This window comes from Pseudomonas sp. Leaf129 (assembly GCF_001423465.1).
GTDB classification, from domain to species: domain Bacteria; phylum Pseudomonadota; class Gammaproteobacteria; order Pseudomonadales; family Pseudomonadaceae; genus Aquipseudomonas; species Aquipseudomonas coleopterorum.
This window is the reverse complement of sequence record NZ_LMOC01000001.1, coordinates 1,307,538-1,325,265: the sequence shown is the minus strand read 5'-3', so window position 1 is coordinate 1,325,265 and position 17,728 is coordinate 1,307,538. Positions and strand designations below refer to the sequence as shown.

The 17,728-nt window shown below is 62.9% G+C and carries 17 protein-coding genes; 10 read left to right on the top strand and 7 right to left on the bottom strand.

Annotation, left to right across the window (positions count from 1 at the left end):
• Window positions 1-2 precede the first annotated feature (2 nt).
• The 7 genes from ASF66_RS05740 to ASF66_RS05710 all read left to right on the top strand — a co-directional run bounded on the left by ASF66_RS05740 (window position 3) and on the right by ASF66_RS05710 (window position 8,116).
• Window positions 3-440, top strand: a complete 438-nt coding sequence (locus tag ASF66_RS05740; protein WP_056843081.1) for a hypothetical protein — start codon at window positions 3-5, stop codon at window positions 438-440.
• A gap of 319 nt (window positions 441-759) precedes the next feature.
• Window positions 760-2,937 carry a fatty acid oxidation complex subunit alpha FadB gene (fadB, locus tag ASF66_RS05735; protein WP_056843080.1) on the top strand — a complete coding sequence of 726 codons (2,178 nt, stop codon included), beginning with the start codon at window positions 760-762 and terminating at the stop codon, window positions 2,935-2,937.
• A 3-nt stretch (window positions 2,938-2,940) separates the two neighbouring features.
• On the top strand, window positions 2,941-4,116 hold the full coding sequence (gene fadA, locus ASF66_RS05730; protein WP_056843079.1) for an acetyl-CoA C-acyltransferase FadA: 1,176 nt from the start codon (window positions 2,941-2,943) through the stop codon (window positions 4,114-4,116).
• A gap of 104 nt (window positions 4,117-4,220) precedes the next feature.
• Window positions 4,221-4,472 (top strand): DUF1653 domain-containing protein, encoded by a 252-nt coding sequence (locus tag ASF66_RS05725; protein ID WP_056843078.1) that lies wholly within the window; start codon window positions 4,221-4,223, stop codon window positions 4,470-4,472.
• Window positions 4,473-4,571: 99 nt separating this feature from the next.
• On the top strand, window positions 4,572-7,184 hold the full coding sequence (gene topA / locus ASF66_RS05720) for a type I DNA topoisomerase (protein ID WP_056843077.1): 2,613 nt from the start codon (window positions 4,572-4,574) through the stop codon (window positions 7,182-7,184).
• A gap of 126 nt (window positions 7,185-7,310) precedes the next feature.
• Complete coding sequence (locus ASF66_RS05715) at window positions 7,311-7,832, top strand: DUF6586 family protein (RefSeq protein WP_056843452.1); 522 nt, start codon at window positions 7,311-7,313, stop codon at window positions 7,830-7,832.
• Window positions 7,833-7,882: 50 nt separating this feature from the next.
• Window positions 7,883-8,116 carry a hypothetical protein gene (locus ASF66_RS05710; RefSeq protein ID WP_049859130.1) on the top strand — a complete coding sequence of 78 codons (234 nt, stop codon included), beginning with the start codon at window positions 7,883-7,885 and terminating at the stop codon, window positions 8,114-8,116.
• Window positions 8,117-8,178: 62 nt separating this feature from the next.
• Here ASF66_RS05710 and sulA read toward each other — a convergent pair whose 3' ends face one another.
• A complete protein-coding gene (gene sulA, locus ASF66_RS05705) occupies window positions 8,179-8,655 on the bottom strand; it encodes an SOS-induced cell division inhibitor SulA (protein WP_049859131.1) in 477 nt (158 codons plus the stop codon).
• A gap of 9 nt (window positions 8,656-8,664) precedes the next feature.
• On the bottom strand, window positions 8,665-9,273 hold the full coding sequence (lexA, locus tag ASF66_RS05700; protein WP_049859132.1) for a transcriptional repressor LexA: 609 nt from the start codon (window positions 9,271-9,273) through the stop codon (window positions 8,665-8,667).
• Between the two features lie 229 nt (window positions 9,274-9,502).
• On the opposite strand from lexA, the gene ASF66_RS05695 reads away from it, so the two are divergent.
• Window positions 9,503-10,210 (top strand): TetR/AcrR family transcriptional regulator, encoded by a 708-nt coding sequence (locus tag ASF66_RS05695; protein WP_056843076.1) that lies wholly within the window; start codon window positions 9,503-9,505, stop codon window positions 10,208-10,210.
• Between the two features lie 43 nt (window positions 10,211-10,253).
• Complete coding sequence (gene nagZ, locus ASF66_RS05690; protein ID WP_056843075.1) at window positions 10,254-11,264, top strand: beta-N-acetylhexosaminidase; 1,011 nt, start codon at window positions 10,254-10,256, stop codon at window positions 11,262-11,264.
• A 6-nt stretch (window positions 11,265-11,270) separates the two neighbouring features.
• On the opposite strand, the gene ASF66_RS05685 is transcribed toward nagZ, so the two are convergent.
• Both ASF66_RS05685 and ASF66_RS05680 read right to left on the bottom strand, forming a co-directional pair.
• The gene (locus ASF66_RS05685; RefSeq protein ID WP_056843074.1) at window positions 11,271-12,230 is read right to left on the bottom strand and encodes a D-2-hydroxyacid dehydrogenase family protein; all 960 of its coding nucleotides are present in this window, start codon (window positions 12,228-12,230) and stop codon (window positions 11,271-11,273) included.
• A 9-nt stretch (window positions 12,231-12,239) separates the two neighbouring features.
• Window positions 12,240-13,256: an alpha/beta fold hydrolase gene (locus tag ASF66_RS05680; RefSeq protein WP_056843073.1), complete on the bottom strand. Its 1,017-nt coding sequence runs from the start codon at window positions 13,254-13,256 to the stop codon at window positions 12,240-12,242.
• A 243-nt stretch (window positions 13,257-13,499) separates the two neighbouring features.
• Between ASF66_RS05680 and ASF66_RS05675 the strand changes: the two genes are divergently transcribed.
• On the top strand, window positions 13,500-14,273 hold the full coding sequence (locus tag ASF66_RS05675) for an enoyl-CoA hydratase (RefSeq protein ID WP_056843072.1): 774 nt from the start codon (window positions 13,500-13,502) through the stop codon (window positions 14,271-14,273).
• Between the two features lie 56 nt (window positions 14,274-14,329).
• Here ASF66_RS05675 and ASF66_RS05670 read toward each other — a convergent pair whose 3' ends face one another.
• The 3 genes from ASF66_RS05670 to ASF66_RS05660 all read right to left on the bottom strand — a co-directional run bounded on the left by ASF66_RS05670 (window position 14,330) and on the right by ASF66_RS05660 (window position 17,725).
• Window positions 14,330-15,481 carry an acyl-CoA dehydrogenase family protein gene (locus ASF66_RS05670; RefSeq protein WP_056843071.1) on the bottom strand — a complete coding sequence of 384 codons (1,152 nt, stop codon included), beginning with the start codon at window positions 15,479-15,481 and terminating at the stop codon, window positions 14,330-14,332.
• Window positions 15,482-15,495: 14 nt separating this feature from the next.
• On the bottom strand, window positions 15,496-16,587 hold the full coding sequence (locus ASF66_RS05665) for an enoyl-CoA hydratase/isomerase family protein (RefSeq protein ID WP_056843070.1): 1,092 nt from the start codon (window positions 16,585-16,587) through the stop codon (window positions 15,496-15,498).
• 337 nt (window positions 16,588-16,924) lie between these two features.
• Entirely contained in the window at window positions 16,925-17,725 is an 801-nt protein-coding gene (locus ASF66_RS05660) for an ABC transporter ATP-binding protein (RefSeq protein ID WP_056843069.1), read from the bottom strand.
• Between the last annotated feature and the right edge of the window lie 3 nt (window positions 17,726-17,728).

Genomic DNA, 17,728 nt, shown 5'->3' with positions numbered 1-17,728 from the left:
TTATGACGGTGTGGATAGTCGTGTCAATCCTTGCGCTGATTCTCAGCCCCATGGTATGGCTGCGGCCCTCGCGCAGCCAGAGCGGGCGCATGGCCGTGCGCATGCAGGCCCGCCGCATGGGTCTGGCGATGCAACTGGCGCCGCAGCAATGGCCACACTGGTTGAGCGTCGAGCCACCCGACCCCTGCGCGCAATACCATCGACCACGCCGCAAGGGCCGGGTCGACAGTTGGAGCTACTGGCAAACTGAACCGGGCGTGTGGTGCAACCAATGGCGCGAAACCTGCGTCGATCCGCATCTGCTGCCGCACCTGGCGACCCTGCCGTCCGATGCCTACAAGCTCGAAGCCGGTCCGCAGATGTTGGCCCTGTACTGGGGCGAGAAGGGTGATGAAAAGGTGCTTCAGGATATTGCCAGGGTCCTGCAAGCGCTGGCTTGATCCCGATCTCCAGCTATCGTCATATGCCTGCGGCAGGCTGTCGCAGGTGCGTGTTATTCCCCATTCCAGAAATGACCGCAAAGTCGCGTTTTCAAAGGCCTAGCGCGGCATTTGACAATCGCCCGCATTTCCGTGAATGTACACGCACCCCAATCAAACGGGCGTATGAATCGAGCGTTTTTCTCTCGCGCTCCAGCACTATCCCGACTACCGCGCTGACGGGTATGCCTGGCTACAGAGAGCGGCGGCCATGTACCGCCCCCTTTTTACCCAGCGTCCGGCGTGTACTGTTCAGCTTCCATATCGTGGAGATCAGTGGATGATTTACGAAGGTAAAGCCATCTCGGTGAAGGCTCTTGAAAGCGGCATCGTCGAACTGCGGTTCGACCTCAAGGGCGAGTCCGTCAACAAGTTCAACCGTCTCACGCTCGAAGAGCTGCGCGAAGCGATCGCGGCGATCAAGGCCGACGCTTCGGTCCAGGGCGTGATCGTCACCAGCGGCAAGGACGTCTTCATCGTCGGTGCGGACATCACCGAATTCGTCGAGAATTTCAAATTGCCCGAGGCCGAACTGGTCGCGGGCAACCTGCAGGCAAACCGTATCTTCAGCGACTTCGAAGACCTCGAGGTTCCCACGGTTGCCGCCATCAACGGCATCGCCCTGGGCGGCGGCCTGGAAATGTGCCTGGCCGCCGACTATCGGGTCATGTCCAGCGAAGCCAAGATCGGCCTGCCCGAAGTCAAGCTGGGTATCTACCCGGGTTTCGGTGGCACGGTGCGCCTGCCGCGCATCATCGGCGCCGACAATGCCATCGAGTGGATCGCCTCCGGCAAGGAAAACGGCGCCGACGATGCGCTCAAGGTGGGCGCGGTCGATGCGGTCGTGGCAGCGAACAAGCTGGACGCCGCAGCGCTCGACCTGATCAAGCGCGCCATCAGCGGCGAGTTCGATTTCAAGGCCAAGCGTCAGCCCAAGCTGGCCAAGCTCAAGCTCAACGCCATCGAGCAGATGATGGCGTTCGAAACCGCCAAGGGTTTCGTTGCCGGCCAGGCCGGGCCCAACTACCCGGCGCCGGTCGAGGCGATCAAGACCATCCAGAAGGCTGCCAGCTTCGGTCGTGAGAAAGCCCTGGAAATCGAAGCCGCCGGTTTCGCCAAGATGGCCAAGACCTCGGCTGCGCAAAGCCTCATCGGTCTGTTCCTCAACGATCAGGAGCTCAAGCGCAAGGCCCGTGGCTACGACAAGGTGGCACGCGACGTGAGCCAGGCTGCCGTGCTCGGTGCCGGCATCATGGGTGGCGGCATCGCCTATCAGTCGGCGCTCAAGGGCACGCCGATCCTGATGAAGGACATCAACGAGAAAGGCATCGAGCAGGGCCTGGCCGAAGCCTCCAAACTGCTGGGCGGCCGTGTCGAAAAAGGGCGTCTGACCGCAGCGAAGATGGCCGAAGCGCTCAACGACATTCGGCCGACGCTGTCCTATGGCGATTTCGGCCATGTCGACATCGTCGTCGAAGCTGTAGTGGAAAATCCCAAGGTCAAGCAGGCCGTACTGGCCGAGGTCGAGGCCCAGGTCAAGGACGACACCATCCTGGCGTCCAACACCTCGACCATTTCCATCAACCTGCTGGCCCAGGCGCTCAAGCGTCCGGAGAACTTCGTCGGTATGCACTTCTTCAACCCGGTGCACATGATGCCGCTGGTCGAAGTGATTCGTGGCGAGAAGTCCAGTGAAGTCGCCGTCGCGACCACCGTCGCCTACGCCCGCAAGATGGGCAAGAACCCAATCGTGGTCAACGACTGCCCTGGCTTCCTGGTGAACCGTGTGCTGTTCCCGTATTTCGGCGGCTTTGCCCGACTGGTCAGCGCCGGTGTCGATTTCGTGCGCATCGACAAGGTCATGGAAAAGTTCGGCTGGCCCATGGGCCCGGCCTACCTGATGGACGTGGTCGGTATCGACACCGGCCATCATGGCCGCGACGTGATGGCCGAAGGGTTCCCGGACCGCATGAAGGACGAGCGCCGCTCGGCCATCGACGCGCTCTATGAAGCCAACCGCCTGGGGCAGAAGAACGGCAAGGGCTTCTACGCCTACGAGACCGACAAGCGCGGCAAGCCGAAGAAGGTCGCCGATCCCGCGGTTCTGGATGTGCTCAAGCCAGTGATCTACGAACAGCGCGAAGTCAGCGACGAGGATATCGTCAACTGGATGATGATCCCGCTGTGCCTGGAAACCGTACGCTGCCTGGAAGACGGCATCGTCGAAACCGCAGCCGAGGCCGACATGGGTCTAGTCTACGGCATCGGCTTCCCTCCCTTCCGCGGCGGTGCGCTGCGTTACATCGATTCGCTGGGCGTTGCCGAATTCGTTGCACTGGCCGACCGCTACGCCGAACTGGGTCCGCTGTACCAGCCTACGCAGAAGCTTCGTGAAATGGCGCGTGCCGGGCAGACGTTCTTCGGGCAAGCGGCCAACGTACAGAACAAGGGTGAATGACTTATGAGCTTGAATCCTAGAGACGTGGTGATCGTCGACTTCGGTCGCACCCCGATGGGCCGTTCCAAGGGCGGCATGCACCGCAACACCCGCGCCGAGGACATGTCGGCGCACCTGATCAGCAAGCTGCTGGAACGCAATGCCAAGGTCGACCCGGCCGAAGTCGAGGACGTGATCTGGGGCTGCGTCAACCAGACCCTGGAGCAGGGCTGGAACATCGCGCGCATGGCCTCGCTGATGACGCAGATCCCGCACACCGCCGCCGGCCAGACCGTCAGCCGTCTGTGCGGCTCCTCGATGAGCGCGCTGCACACCGCGGCCCAGGCCATCATGACCGGCAACGGCGACGTGTTCGTGGTCGGTGGCGTCGAGCACATGGGCCACGTCGGCATGATGCACGGCGTCGATCCGAACCCGCACATGTCGCTGTACGCCGCCAAGGCATCGGGCATGATGGGCCTTACCGCCGAGATGCTCGGGAAAATGCACGGCATCACCCGTGAACAACAGGACGCCTTCGGTGTGCGCTCGCACCAGTTGGCGCACCAGGCCACGGTGCAGGGCAAGTTCAAGGATGAGATCATCCCGATGCAGGGCTGTGACGAAAACGGCTTCATCAAGGTGTTCGACTACGATGAAACCATTCGTCCCGACACCACCCTGGAAAGCCTCGCCGCGCTCAAGCCTGCGTTCAACCCCAAAGGCGGCACGGTTACGGCCGGTACCTCGTCGCAGATCACCGACGGCGCTTCATGCATGATCGTGATGTCGGCGCAGCGTGCCCAGGATCTGGGCATCGCGCCATTGGCGGTGATCCGTTCGATGGCCGTTGCCGGCGTCGACCCTGCGATCATGGGTTACGGACCGGTGCCGGCGACCCAGAAAGCGCTCAAGCGCGCAGGTCTGGGCATTGCCGACATCGACTTCATCGAGCTCAACGAAGCCTTCGCGGCACAGGCCTTGCCCGTGCTCAAGGATCTGAAAGTGCTCGACAAGATGAACGAGAAGGTTAACCTGCATGGCGGCGCCATCGCCCTGGGGCATCCTTTCGGTTGTTCAGGTGCTCGAATTTCCGGCACGCTGCTCAACGTAATGAAGCAGAACGGTGGTACGTTCGGTCTGTCTACCATGTGCGTAGGCCTGGGGCAGGGCATCACCACGGTTTTCGAACGCGTCTAGTCCAGGCGCGTGGAGTCGAGCGAACCGGGGCCCAGTGTCCCGGTTTTGCTTTTTTCCGGTTTACCCAAAAAGTTTTTCAACACGTATTTCAAGCGAGGCGCACCATGCAGTTACAGCCAGGGCTCTATCGTCACTACAAAGGCCCCGAGTATCGTGTCTACGGCGTCGCGCGCAGTTCCGAGGGCGAGCAGGAAGTCGTGTTCTATCAGGCACTCTACGGCGAATACGGCCTCTGGGTTCGACCGCTGAGCATGTTTCTGGAGTCGGTCGAGGTTGACGGCGAGAGCGTCCCGCGCTTTGCTTTGATCGAAGCCGAACCCAGCCTGTTTTCAGTTCCGCAGGCGCCGACCGCTTGAACCCCGGCGCTTGACCTCAGGTTCTCACCACTATATATAGCGGGGCCTCGCAAGGCGCCGCATGCCTTTCATTTCAAGAATTCAGGAATTTTCCGATCCATGGGCAAATCGCTGGTCATTGTGGAATCCCCGGCTAAGGCCAAGACCATCAACAAGTACCTGGGTGACCAGTACGTGGTGAAGTCGAGTATCGGCCATATCCGAGACTTGCCCACCAGCGGTTCGGCGAGCGCCAGCAAGGAGCCGGCCGCCAAGCGCGGCAAGGCTGCCGCCAGCGACGCACCGGCGCTTTCGCCCAAGGAAAAGGCCCGCAAGCAATTGGTGGCGCGCATGGGCGTGGATCCGGACCAGGGCTGGAAGGCCAAGTACGAGATCCTTCCCGGCAAGGAAAAGGTCATCGAAGAGCTGCGCCGGTTGGCCAAGGATGCCGACACCATCTATCTGGCGACGGACTTGGACCGCGAGGGGGAAGCCATCGCCTGGCACCTGCGCGAAGCCATCGGTGGTGACGACAGCCGCTACAAGCGCGTGGTGTTCAACGAGATCACCAAGAAAGCCATCCAGGAGGCGTTCTCGCGTCCTGGCGAGCTGGACATCGACCGCGTCAATGCGCAGCAGGCGCGACGTTTCCTCGATCGCGTCGTCGGCTACATGGTCTCGCCCCTACTGTGGCAGAAGATCGCCCGTGGGCTGTCGGCAGGCCGTGTGCAGTCGGTGGCGGTGAAGCTGGTGGTCGAGCGTGAACGCGAGATCCGTGCGTTCAACCCCGAAGAGTACTGGGAAGTGCACGCCGACCTGGCGTCGGCCAAGGCCGCCAAGGTGCGTTTCGAAGTGGCCCGCGAGAACGGCGAGGCCTTCAAGCCCTTGAACGAAGCGCAGGCCATGGCCGCGCTGGCCAAGCTCAAGGACGCCAGCTACAGCATCGTCAAGCGCGAGGACAAGCCGACCAGCAGCAAGCCTTCGGCGCCCTTCATCACCTCGACCTTGCAGCAGGCCGCAAGCAACCGCCTGGGCTACGGCGTGAAGAAGACCATGATGATGGCGCAGCGCTTGTACGAGGCCGGCTACATCACCTACATGCGTACCGACTCCACCAACCTGTCGGTGGACGCCGTGCAAATGGCGCGTGCCTACATCGAAAGCGAATTCGGCAAGAAGTACCTGCCTGAAGCGCCGGTGGTCTACGGCAGCAAGGAAGGCGCCCAGGAGGCGCACGAAGCCATTCGCCCCTCGGATGTGAACACCCATCCCAGCAAGCTGGCCGGCATGGAGCGTGACGCCGAGCGCCTGTACGAGTTGATCTGGCGTCAGTTCCTGGCCTGCCAGATGCCGCCTGCCCAGTACCTGTCCACCACGGTTACCGTGGCGGCCGGCGATTTCGAGCTGCGCGCCAAGGGCCGCATTCTCAAGTTCGACGGTTACACCCGTGTGCTGCCGCAGATCAGCAAGCCGGGCGACGACGATGTGCTGCCGGACATGAACCAGGGCGAACAGCTCAAGCTGTTGCACCTTGACCCGACCCAGCACTTCACCAAGCCGCCTGCGCGCTATTCCGAAGCCAGCCTGGTGAAAGAGATGGAAAAACGCGGCATCGGTCGACCTTCGACCTACGCGGCGATCATCTCCACCATCCAGGACCGCGGCTACGTGGCGCTGCACAACCGTCGCTTCTACTCGGAAAAGATGGGTGACATCGTCACCGAGCGCCTGTCCGAGAGCTTCTCCAACCTGATGGACTACGGCTTCACCGCCGGCATGGAAGAGAATCTCGATGACGTGGCTCACGGCGAGCGCGACTGGAAGAACGTGCTCGACGAGTTCTACGGCGACTTCAAGGGCAAGCTCGACGTCGCGGGCGCCGCCGACAGCGGCATGCGGGCCAACCTGCCGACCCTGACCAACATCGCCTGCCGCGAGTGCGGCCGCCCGATGATGATCCGCACCGCTTCCACCGGGGTGTTCCTGGGCTGCTCGGGCTACGCGTTGCCGCCCAAGGAACGCTGCAAGTCGACCATCAACCTGATTCCGGGCGATGAGATCGCGGCCGACGACGAGGGCGAGTCCGAGTCGCAGATCCTGCGCGGCAAGCATCGCTGCCCGATCTGTGCGACTGCCATGGATGCCTATCTGGTCGATGAGAAGCGCAAGTTGCACATCTGCGGCAACAACCCCGACTGCCCAGGCTACGAGATCGAAGAGGGCAACTACCGCATCAAGGGCTACGAAGGTCCAAGCCTGGAATGCGACAAGTGCGGCAGCGAGATGCAACTCAAGACAGGCCGTTTCGGCAAGTTCTTCGGTTGCACCAATCCCGAATGCAAGAACACCCGCAAGCTGCTCAAGAGCGGCGAAGCGGCGCCGCCGAAAATGGACGCGGTGAAGATGCCCGAGCTCAAGTGCGAAAAGGTCAATGACACCTACGTGCTGCGCGACGGCGCTTCGGGTCTGTTCCTGGCCGCCAGCCAGTTCCCCAAGAACCGTGAGACCCGCGCGCCGCTGGTACTGGAGATCATTCCGCACAAGGACGAGATCGATCCCAAGTACAGCTTCCTGTTCGATGCGCCGATCAAGGACCCGGACGGACGCCCGACCGTGATCCGCTACAGCCGCAAGACCAAGGAGCAGTACGTGCAGAGCGAGGTCGAGGGCAAGCCGACTGGTTGGAAGGCTTTCTACGACGGCAAGACCTGGAAGGTCGAAGACAAGCGCTGAGTCGCTGGTTGCACACAGGCCGCACCGTCCGCCAGGACCGTGCGGCCTTTTTCATTTGTGGCTTGCACTGGCTCTGCGGGTTCCCGACACTGTAGGCGATCAGTGTTCATTGCGGAGACCGCCACCATGGCCTATGAGCTCTACACCCGTACCAACCAGAAAATCTATTTCGCCGGGCTGGCGCTGGAAGCCATGGGCAAGGCCGAGCAAGGCCAGGCGATCAACGCCCAGGCGCAGTTGCAGGCGCAGCGCGAGTCGGCGCTGTTCCACCTCTACGGCGCTTTGCTTGGGCTGTGCCATGAGATCGCCGGTTACTACCGCCTGCCACAGGCCGGCACGGCGCGCGCCGAAACCCTGCTGACGCCGCAGGCGCTGGATGGCGCATCGATTCCCGAACTCGGTGAACTGGTGGAGCTGGCCCAGCATCCGCATACCTGGCTGGCGCAGTTGCTTGCCGCCCATGGTGCGCTGTTCGTACCGCCAAGGGCGCCCAAGAAGCCCAAGGGAGATGTGACGCAGCCGTTGATACAGGCGGTCAATCTGGACGAGGTGGAAGAGCCGGAGCTGAGTCGCGAGGTGCTTGAAAGCTGGCGTCAGCAGCTCAAGGGCTTGACCGTTCGCTTCAGAGAAGGGTTGAGTGAGTGCTGATTCAGCGTGGCGCTGCTACAATGCTCGCCTTTCGTGGAGAACATGTCCTTATGCCTACGTCCTTTCTTGAGATTGTCGAGCTGCCTGACGGCCGCATCGAGTTGCGTCGTGCCGAGGACGAAGGTTCGCTGGTGACGCTGAATTTTTCCGAAGATGCCAAGGCATTTCTGCAGGGCCAGCACGTGGAAGTGGCCAAGGCCATGCTCAGTGTCGGCGTACAGATGGCCGGCAAGCTGGTGGAAGGTGAAATCGACAAGGACGACGGGCCGCGCGTCCTGCACTGATGCTGCCGCTCAGCGAGCGCCTCGCGCTTGCCTGGGCGGACAGTACCCAGTGTGTTTCTTGGCTATCCCAATCGAATGTTCAAGCTCTGCGCGCCGCCTTGGCGTGCGGCCGTGATCAATTGTTGCCTGGCCACGGCCGGCAGCGGATTGAGCCAGCTCACCACAGTATGACTACGACCCAGACGCAGCGCTTCGCACGCCAGTTGCTGTGCGCTCTGCGTGCCCCGTGGCTGCAACAGCAGGATCCGTTCGCGATTGAGCCCGGCATCGCGCAGCCAGGCCTGGGTCAGGCTCGCCGGTGGCGCGATCAAGGTCATCCAGCGCGCGTCCTGCTCCTCGCTCAGTTCGCGCAGCATGGGGGCCAGCAGGTTCAGGCAGTTCCCCGCAGCACCGCGCAGCGACATCTCGCTGAATACATCCGGCTCGGCAACGGTCCAGGGCGACTCGACGGCCTCCTTGAATCGCGGCGCCACCGGTGCAGACATGAAAGCTTCGAACAGCGACATCTGTGCTTGTTGGGATGAAAGGGGAAACTGCATGACGCCTCCTTATCGACGAATGACGCCGACGCTCAGACCTTCAATGACCAGATCTTGATCCTTGAGGTTGACTTCAATGGGTGCGAAGTCGGGGTTTTCCGCAACCAGGAAAACCTTGTTGCCCTCGCGCTGGAACCGCTTGACCGTCACTTCATCGCCGATACGGGCCACGACGATCTGGCCATTGCGCACTTCACGGCAGGTGTGCACGGCGAGCAGGTCGCCGTCGAGGATGCCGACATCGCGCATGCTCATGCCCTGTACCCGCAGCAGATAGTCGGCGCGTGGATGGAAGAAGCCCGGATTGATCTTGCAGGACTCCTCGATGTGTTCCTGCGCCAGAATGGGCGCGCCCGCTGCAACGCGGCCGACCACTGGAAGACTGGAATCGTCGTTGCGCGCCTCGGAGCCGGGAATACGAATGCCGCGTGAGGCGCCCGGTGTCATTTCGATCGCGCCTTTGCGCGCCAGGGCCTTGAGGTGTTCTTCAGCGGCGTTGGGGGATTTGAAGCCCAGTTCCTGGGCGATTTCTGCACGGGTAGGCGGGAAGCCATTGTCGTCAAGGCAGCGCTTGATGAAGGCGAGAATTTCAGCTTGGCGTGGCGTCAATTTCAACATTTGGATGGCTCTGTCTTTTTGTACAGTGACTGGGATTATATACAGTGGATTGCGCTTGGCAACATCGTTTTCTGGAGCGAAGGTCGGTGGATGTTCGCATGCTGCGCTAAGGCGATGAATTTGTATGTTTTAATACGTGACCGCATGGCCACAAACAGCCCGCCCGGACTTGACAGTCGGGCGCTTTGAAACGTATGTTTCAAACAAGTGTTTGTCAGGCGGAGTTGCCATGGCCCAGTCGGAAACCGTTGAACGCATCCTCGATGCCGCGGAACAGCTTTTTGCGGAAAAAGGCTTCGCGGAAACCTCGCTGCGCCTGATCACCAGCAAGGCCGGGGTCAATCTGGCGGCGGTGAACTACCATTTCGGCTCTAAGAAGGCGCTTATCCAGGCGGTGTTCTCGCGATTCCTGGGGCCTTTCTGTGCCAGCCTCGACCGCGAGCTGGAGCGGCGTCAGGCCAGTGCCACGCCCAAGGCCAGCCTCGAGGAGCTCCTCGAGATTCTCGTCGAGCAGGCCCTGGTGGTGCAACCGCGCAGTGGCAACGACCTTTCCATCTTCATGCGCCTGCTGGGCCTGGCCTTCAGCCAGAGTCAGGGTCACCTGCGTCGTTACCTCGAAGACATGTACGGCAAGGTGTTCCGCCGCTACATGCTCCTGGTCAACGAAGCGGCGCCGCGCATTCCTCCCATCGAGCTGTTCTGGCGCGTGCATTTCATGCTCGGCGCCGCCGCGTTCAGCATGTCCGGGATCAAGGCGCTGCGTGCCATCGCCGAAACCGACTTTGGCGTGGACACCTCGATCGAGCAGGTCATGCGTCTGATGGTGCCATTCCTCGCGGCGGGCATGCGCGCGCAGAGTGCGGTGACCGACCCGACCATGGCTGCGGCTCAGTTGCGCCCGCGCAGCAAGAGCACTCCGGTCGCCGCCAAGGCCTGAGGCCTGTGCGGCCAACCCCCGTTCCCCTCTACAAGGAAACCTCATGAGCGCTCGTCTGCAAGGCTCCCTGATGGTCGACGTCGCCGGTACCTGGCTCACCGCCGAGGACCGGCAGTTGTTGCGCCAACCCGAAGTCGCCGGACTGATCATCTTCGCGCGCAACATCGAGCATCCACGCCAGGTGCGCGAGCTGACCGCGGCCATCCGCGCCGTACGGCCGGAGCTGATCCTGGCTGTGGATCAGGAGGGTGGGCGTGTGCAACGTTTGCGTCAGGGCTTCGTGCGGCTACCGGCCATGCGCGAGCTGGCGCGTCATGCCGATGCGATCGGTCTGGCCGAGCATTGTGGTTGGTTGATGGCCGCGGAAGTGTTGGCTGTGGGCCTGGACCTGAGTTTCGCGCCGGTGCTGGACCTCGATCATGGCCACAGCGCCGTGGTCGGTACGCGTGCCTTCGAGGGCGATCCAGGGCGCGCGACAGCGCTCGCCGGGGCGTTCATCCGAGGCATGAATGCCGCGGGCATGGCAGCGTGCGGCAAGCATTTTCCCGGCCATGGCTGGGCCGAAGCCGACTCCCACGTGGCGATTCCCACCGACGAGCGTTCTCTGGAGCAGATTCGCGCGTGCGATCTGGTGCCCTTCGCGCGGTTGGCCGGCCAGCTGGCGGCGGTCATGCCGGCCCACGTCATCTACCCGCAGGTCGACGGCAACCCGGCAGGCTTCTCGCGTCGCTGGCTGCAGGACATTCTGCGCGGCGAACTGGGTTTCGAAGGGGTGATTTTCAGCGATGACCTGTCGATGGCCGGCGCTCACGTCGTGGGTGACGCTGCCAGTCGGATCGAGGCGGCCCTGAGCGCGGGCTGCGATATGGGCCTGGTGTGCAACGACCGCGCTGCGGCCGAACTGGCCTTGAGCGCTGCCCAGCGCATGGGCGTGCAGCCTTCGCCACGCATCGCCGCCATGCGCGGCCAGGCCTGCGCCAATGTCGAATACCGTCAGCATCCGCGCTGGCAGCAGGCGACTGCTGCACTGCGCGCGGCGGCATTGATCGACTGAACGCGGTTATTGGCCGGCCAGCAGGCGCACGGGCTGGCCGGCATGCCAGGCCAGTATGTCTTCGATCATCTGAGTGAAGAACAGCCGGTAGTTGTTGCCGGTGACGTAGCCGATGTGTGGCGTCGCCAGCACGTTGGGCAGCGTGCGGAACGGATGGTCTTGCGGCAGCGGCTCTTCGTCGAACACATCCAGTGCCGCGCCAGCGAGGCGGCCCCCGCGCAGGGCTTGGATCAGCGCGGTCTCGTCGATGATCGGGCCGCGTGAAGTGTTCACCAGCCGCGCCCCCGGCTTCATCCACGCCAACACCTGTGCATCGACCAGCCCACGGCTGCGCTCGCTGAGCACCAGATGCACGCTGAGCACGTCGGCCTGTTCGAACAACTGCTGTTTGTCGACGTACTCCACGCCCACTTCGGCGGCGCGTTGCGGCGTAAGATTCTGGCTCCAGGCGATCACGCGCATGCCGAACGCCTGGCCGAAGCGCGCTACTTTTGCACCGATGCTACCCAGGCCCAGCAAGCCCAGGGTGCTGCCATGCAGATCGCCACCCAGGCCGATTTGCCAGCCACCGCTGCGCAGCGAATGGGCTTCGCCGAGCAGGTCACGGGTCAAGGCCATCAGCAGGGTCCAGGTCAGTTCCGGCGCGGCATGCTTGTAGCTGTCGGTACCGGCGACCTGAATGCCCAGTCGGGCCGCGGCCTGCAGGTCGATGGCGGCGTTGCGCATGCCGCCGGTCACCAGCAGTTTGAGCTGCGGCAGCTGCTGGAGCAGGGCTGCGTCGAAACAGGTGCGTTCACGCATCACGCAGATGACGGTATAGGCCGCCAGACGCTCGGCCAGCGCGCGGCCGTCGGCTGGGTAATCGTGGATGAAGTCGAGCTGGCCGACAGCCTGCAGCGGGGTCCAGTCGACCACGTTTTCAGCCACCGATTGCCAATCGTCGATGACGGCTATTCGCATGGGCATTGCCTCTTGTCAGAGCGGTTTCTGGGGAGCGTCCAGCCAGTCGAGCAGGGCCTTGTGGAAGCGTGCCGGTTCTTCCATTTGCGGTGCATGGCCCAGGCCTGCGAACTCCACCAGAGTGCTGTGGGGGATCATCTGGCTGGCCTGCTTGCCCAGCACGGCGTACTTGCCCAGCCGTGCCTTGACCTCGGGCGGTGCGATATCGCTGCCGATGGCCGTGGTGTCGGCGTCGCCGATCAGCAGCAGGGTCGGCACCTTCAGGTCCTTGAACTCATAAATCACCGGCTGGGTGAAGATCATGTCGTAGATCAGCGCCGAGTTCCATGCCACCAAGGTATGTCCCGGGCCTTTGTTCAGGCCGGCGAGCATGTCCACCCAGCGTTCGTATTCCGGCTTCCAGCGACCGCCATAGTAGGTGGTGCGCTCGTAGTTGCGGATGCCCTCGGCGGTGACCTTGGACTCGCGCTCGAACCACTGGTCGACACTGCGATAGGGCACGCCCAGGGCTTTCCAGTCTTCCAGGCCGATCGGGTTGACCATGGCCAGGCGCTCGGTGTCCTCGGGAAACATCAAGGCGTAGCGGGTCGCCAGCATGCCGCCGGTGGAGTGGCCCATGATCACCGCTTCCTTGACCCCGATGCGGGTCAGCAGGTCATGGGTGTTGTTGGCCAGCTGCTGGAAACTGTATTGGTAGTGTTCCGGCTTGCTGGAGGTGCAGAAGCCGATCTGGTCCGGTGCGACCACTCGGTAGCCGGCATCGCTGAGCGCCTTGATCGAGCTTTCCCAAGTGGCGGCGCAGAAGTTCTTGCCATGCATCAGCACCACGGTGCGGCCGTTGGCCTTGCCATTGGCGGCAACGTCCAGGTAGCCCATCTGCAGGCTTTTGCCTTGGGACTCGAAGGCGTAATGTTGCAGCGTGTACGGATAGTCGAAGCCCTGCAGTTCGGGACCGTAGGCGGGCGAGGATTCGGCGGCCAGCAGCGGCTGGGCGAAGACACTGGCGAGCGCCAGCAGAGACAGGCGAAGCATGGAGACCTCCTGGAATGGACGGTGGCGCAGGATGGACGTACGGTTGCAGGGTGTTGCCGGCCAGCACCGTAGCACCTATTGGAGGCCGACATGGCCCGGTGGTGCCCGGCTGCGACGAGAAATGTCCCGCATCAGGTTTCAGAATGCTACAAACACGACGCACGATCATGGCCGGGGAGCCGTCCATGGATCGCTACAACAATAACCATCGAGGCAGACAATGCCTCCACCTGGAGATAGGCCATGGCTTTTGAAACCATCCTCTTGGAAACCCGCGGTCGCGTGGGTTTGATCACGCTCAACCGCCCACAGGCGCTGAACGCTCTCAACGCTCAGTTGATCGACGAGCTGAATCAGGCTCTGGATGCTCTTGAAGGCGATCGTGAGATCGGCTGCATCGTTCTCACCGGCTCGGCCAAGGCGTTCGCTGCCGGCGCGGACATCAAGGAAATGGCCGAACTGCGCTATCCGCAGATCTACCTCGACGATCTGTTTCACGAGAGCGACCGGGTCGCCAACCGACGCAAGCCGATCATCGCCGCCGTGGCCGGTTTCGCCTTGGGCGGTGGGTGCGAACTGGCGTTGATGTGCGACTTCATCCTGGCCGCCGACAACGCCAAGTTTGGCCAGCCGGAGATCAAGCTGGGCGTGCTGCCGGGCATGGGCGGGACGCAGCGCCTGACCCATGCGGTGGGCAAGGCCAAGGCCATGGAGCTGTGCCTGACCGGGCGCCTGATGGGCGCCGAAGAAGCCGAACGCGCAGGGCTGGTGGCCCGCATCGTGGCCGCCGACCGGTTGTTGGATGAAGCCATGGAGGTTGCCGCACAGATTGCAGCGAAATCGTTGCCGATCGCGATGATGGTCAAGGAAAGCGTCAATCGTGCGTTCGAGGTGAGCTTGGCAGAAGGGATTCGTTTCGAGCGTCGGGTGTTCCACGCCGCCTTCGCCAGCGAAGATCAGAAAGAGGGGATGGCGGCGTTCATCGCCAAGCGTGAGCCGCAGTTCAAGGGGAATTGATCGAAACGGGGCTGGTCCATAGCCAGCCCTGTCGCTATGCGGTGATTACAGCGCAGTTACAGTAGATAGTTGCGCAGCTCGCGGGCGATCAGCATGCGCTGTATTTCGCTGGAGCCTTCGTAGATCTGAGTAATGCGCGCATCGCGGTAATACTTCTCCACCGGATAATCTTCCAGATAGCCATAGCCACCGTGTATCTGCACGGCGCTGGAGCACACTCGCTCGGCCATTTCCGAGGCGAAGAGCTTCGCCTGGGAGGCTTCGGACAGGCAGGGCAGGCCTGCACTGCGCAGGCGCGCAGCATGCAGCACCAGCAGTCGCGCGGCGTTGACCTGCACCTGCATGTCGGCCAGGAGGTTGGCCACGCTTTGGTGCTCGATGATCGGCTTGCCGAACTGCACGCGCTCGCGGGCGTAGCCCAATGCCGCTTCGAACGCCGCGCGGGCGATGCCCAGTGCCTGGGCGGCGATGCCGATACGGCCGCCTTCCAGGTTGGACAGGGCGATGTTCAGGCCCTTGCCGCGCTCGCCAAGCAGGTTGTCGGCAGGGATGCGACACTGGCTCAAGGTGATGGCGCAGGTGTCGGAGGCGCGGATACCGAGCTTGTGCTCGCTGCGGTCGACGGTGAACCCCGGCGTGTCGGTGGGCACCAGAAAGGCGGACAGGCCCTTCTTGCCCAGTTCCGGGTCGGTGACTGCGAAGACGATAGCGAGCTTGGCCCGACGACCGTTGGTGACGAACTGTTTGGCACCGTCGATGACCCAATGCTCGCCATCGAGCACGGCGCGGGTGCGCAGGTTGTTCGCCTCGGAGCCCGCCTGAGGTTCGGTCAGGCAGAAGCAGCCGATGGCCTCTCCGCTGGCCAGCGCCGCCAGCCAGGTGTCCTGCTGGGCCGGGCTGCCATAGTTGAGCAAGGGGCCGCAGCCCACGGAGTTGTGCACGCTCATCAACGCCCCCAGCGCGCCATCGGCGGCGGAGATTTCTTCCACCGCCAGGGCGTAGGCGACGTAGTCGGTGTAGCTGCCGCCCCATTGCTCGGGCACTACCATGCCCAGCAGCCCGAGGGCGCCCATCTGCGCCACCAGGGCGTCATCGATCCAGCCGGCCTGTTCCCAGGCACGGGAATGGGGGGCAACTTCGGCGCGGGCGAAGTCGCGCGCCATGTCACGGATCATGATCTGTTCTTCGCTCAGTTCCAGGTCTTGCATGGCAGACTCCGGCCTCAGAGGCCTTGGAAGAAGGGCTCGATGCGCGCAGGCGTGAGCCGGTCTAGCGTCGGTGGGTTCCAACGCGGGTTCTTGTCTTTGTCGATCAGTAGAGCACGGACGCCTTCGATCAGGTCGCCCTGTTCGAACCACTGGCGGTTGAGGTGCAGCTCCAGGGCGAAGCATTCGTCCAGGCTGAGATGGCGACCGCGGCGCAGCAGTTCGAGGGTCACCGCCATCGCCAATGGCGAGCGGGTACGCATCAGCCGCGCGGTGTTCTGCGCCCACTGCTGACTGTCGGCGACGTTCACGTTTTCCAGTTGCTCGACCAGGCTGGTCAAGTCGTCCTGACTGAAGAAGTGATCGATGGCCGGCCGCAGCCGGTGCAGCGGGGCGTCAGGCAGGCTTTGCACGCCGAGACGGGCGAGGACGCCCTGCAGGTCCTTGAGAGGATTGTCGCCCCATTGCAGTCTGTCCAGACGTTCATCGAGCAGGGTCAAACGGTCGCTTTCAAGGTACCAGTCCGCCAGACCGCAATAGAGTGCATCGGCGGCTTCGATCTGGACCCCGGTGACGCCCAGGTAGGTGCCGATTTCACCGGGGATGCGGCTCAGAAAATAGCTGGCGCCGACATCGGGGAAATAGCCGATGGCGACTTCAGGCATGCCCAGCTTGCTGCGCTCGGTGACGACGCGCAGTTCGGCCGCTTGAGCCAGGCCCATGCCACCGCCCAGGGTATAGCCGTCGAGCAGGGCCAGCACGGGCTTGCGATACTGATGCAGGCACTGGTCCAGGGCGTATTCTTCGTCGAAGAAGGTTTCGTGCAGGATTTCCTGGCTGCGGTAGCTGAGGTAGAGGTTGCGGATGTCGCCGCCGGCGCAGAAGCCGCGGTCGCCAGCGCCGCGCAGCACCACGGCATGGATGTGCGGGTCCAGCGCCCACGCGTCGAGATAGCCGCGTAGGGCACGGATCATGTCGAGGGTGAGTGCATTCAGACCGGCGGGGCGGTTGAGGGTCAAGTGGCCGATGTGGTTACGGACTTCGCCGAGTACCTGGTCATCGAGTCCCAGGGAAGACCGCTGGGGAGGTGGAAAGACCTGAGTTGTCATCGCTGAATCCCTGCTTGTTATTGATTTCCTGAGATAAATAAGCGGACCAGGTGATCGTGACAGGCAAGTTTGCGGCTTTCAATGCAGATTAATGCAGGTAATGCCTGCAAATTTGCACGGGTGATGGACGCTGGCCGGCATCAATTAGACCTAGCCATCGTAGCGGGGTTCGGTGTGGTTTCAGGACCTGAAGCGGTGAGGCCGGACGCGGCTTGCGCCGCTGCTACAGGGGAACGCGGCGCTCGCGTCGGCGGTGGTTGCGGTGGGTCAGGGGCACCGCGGTGAGGCCGGACGCGGCTTGCACCGCTGCTACAGGGAACGCGGCGCTTGCGGTGGTTCAGGCGACGGCTTCGACAACTTTCCCCTGTTTCTCGTAGAGGAAACTGAGCACCGCCAGGCGGTACTGGTTGTAGCGCGGGTCGTCGGCCAGGGCCAGGCGGCTGCGGGGGCGGGGCAGGTCGATGGTGAGGATTTCGCCGATGGTCGCCGCCGGGCCGTTGGTCATCATCACGATGCGATCGGACAGCAGCACCGCCTCGTCGACATCGTGAGTGATCATCATCACCGTGTTGTGCAGCTCGCTCTGGATGCGCATCACCTCATCCTGCAAGTGCGCGCGGGTCAACGCGTCCAGCGCGCCGAACGGCTCGTCGAGCAACAACACCTTGGGCTGCATCGCCAGCGCGCGGGCGATGCCCACACGCTGCTTCATGCCGCCGGAAATCTCGCTCGGCCGCTTGTGCAAGGCGTGGGTCATGTTGACCATTTCCAGGTTGTGCAGGGTCCAGGCATGGCGCTCGCTTTTGCTCTTGCTGTGCTTGAAGACCTTGGCCACACCCAGAGCCACGTTCTCGTAGACGGTCAGCCAGGGCAGCAGCGAGTGGTTCTGGAACACCAGGCTGCGGTCCGGCCCCGGCTGGCGCACTTCCTTGCCGTCGAGAATCACCGCACCGTTGCTCGATTCGATGAGCCCGGCGACGATGTTCAGCACCGTCGACTTGCCGCAGCCCGAGTGGCCGATGATGGAAATGTACTCGCCGCGCGCGACGTTCAGGTTGATCCCGCGCAGCACCTGGCTGGTGACACCGTCGCGCTCGAAGTGCTTGTCGACGTTTTCGATACTCAAGTAATGGCTCATGTT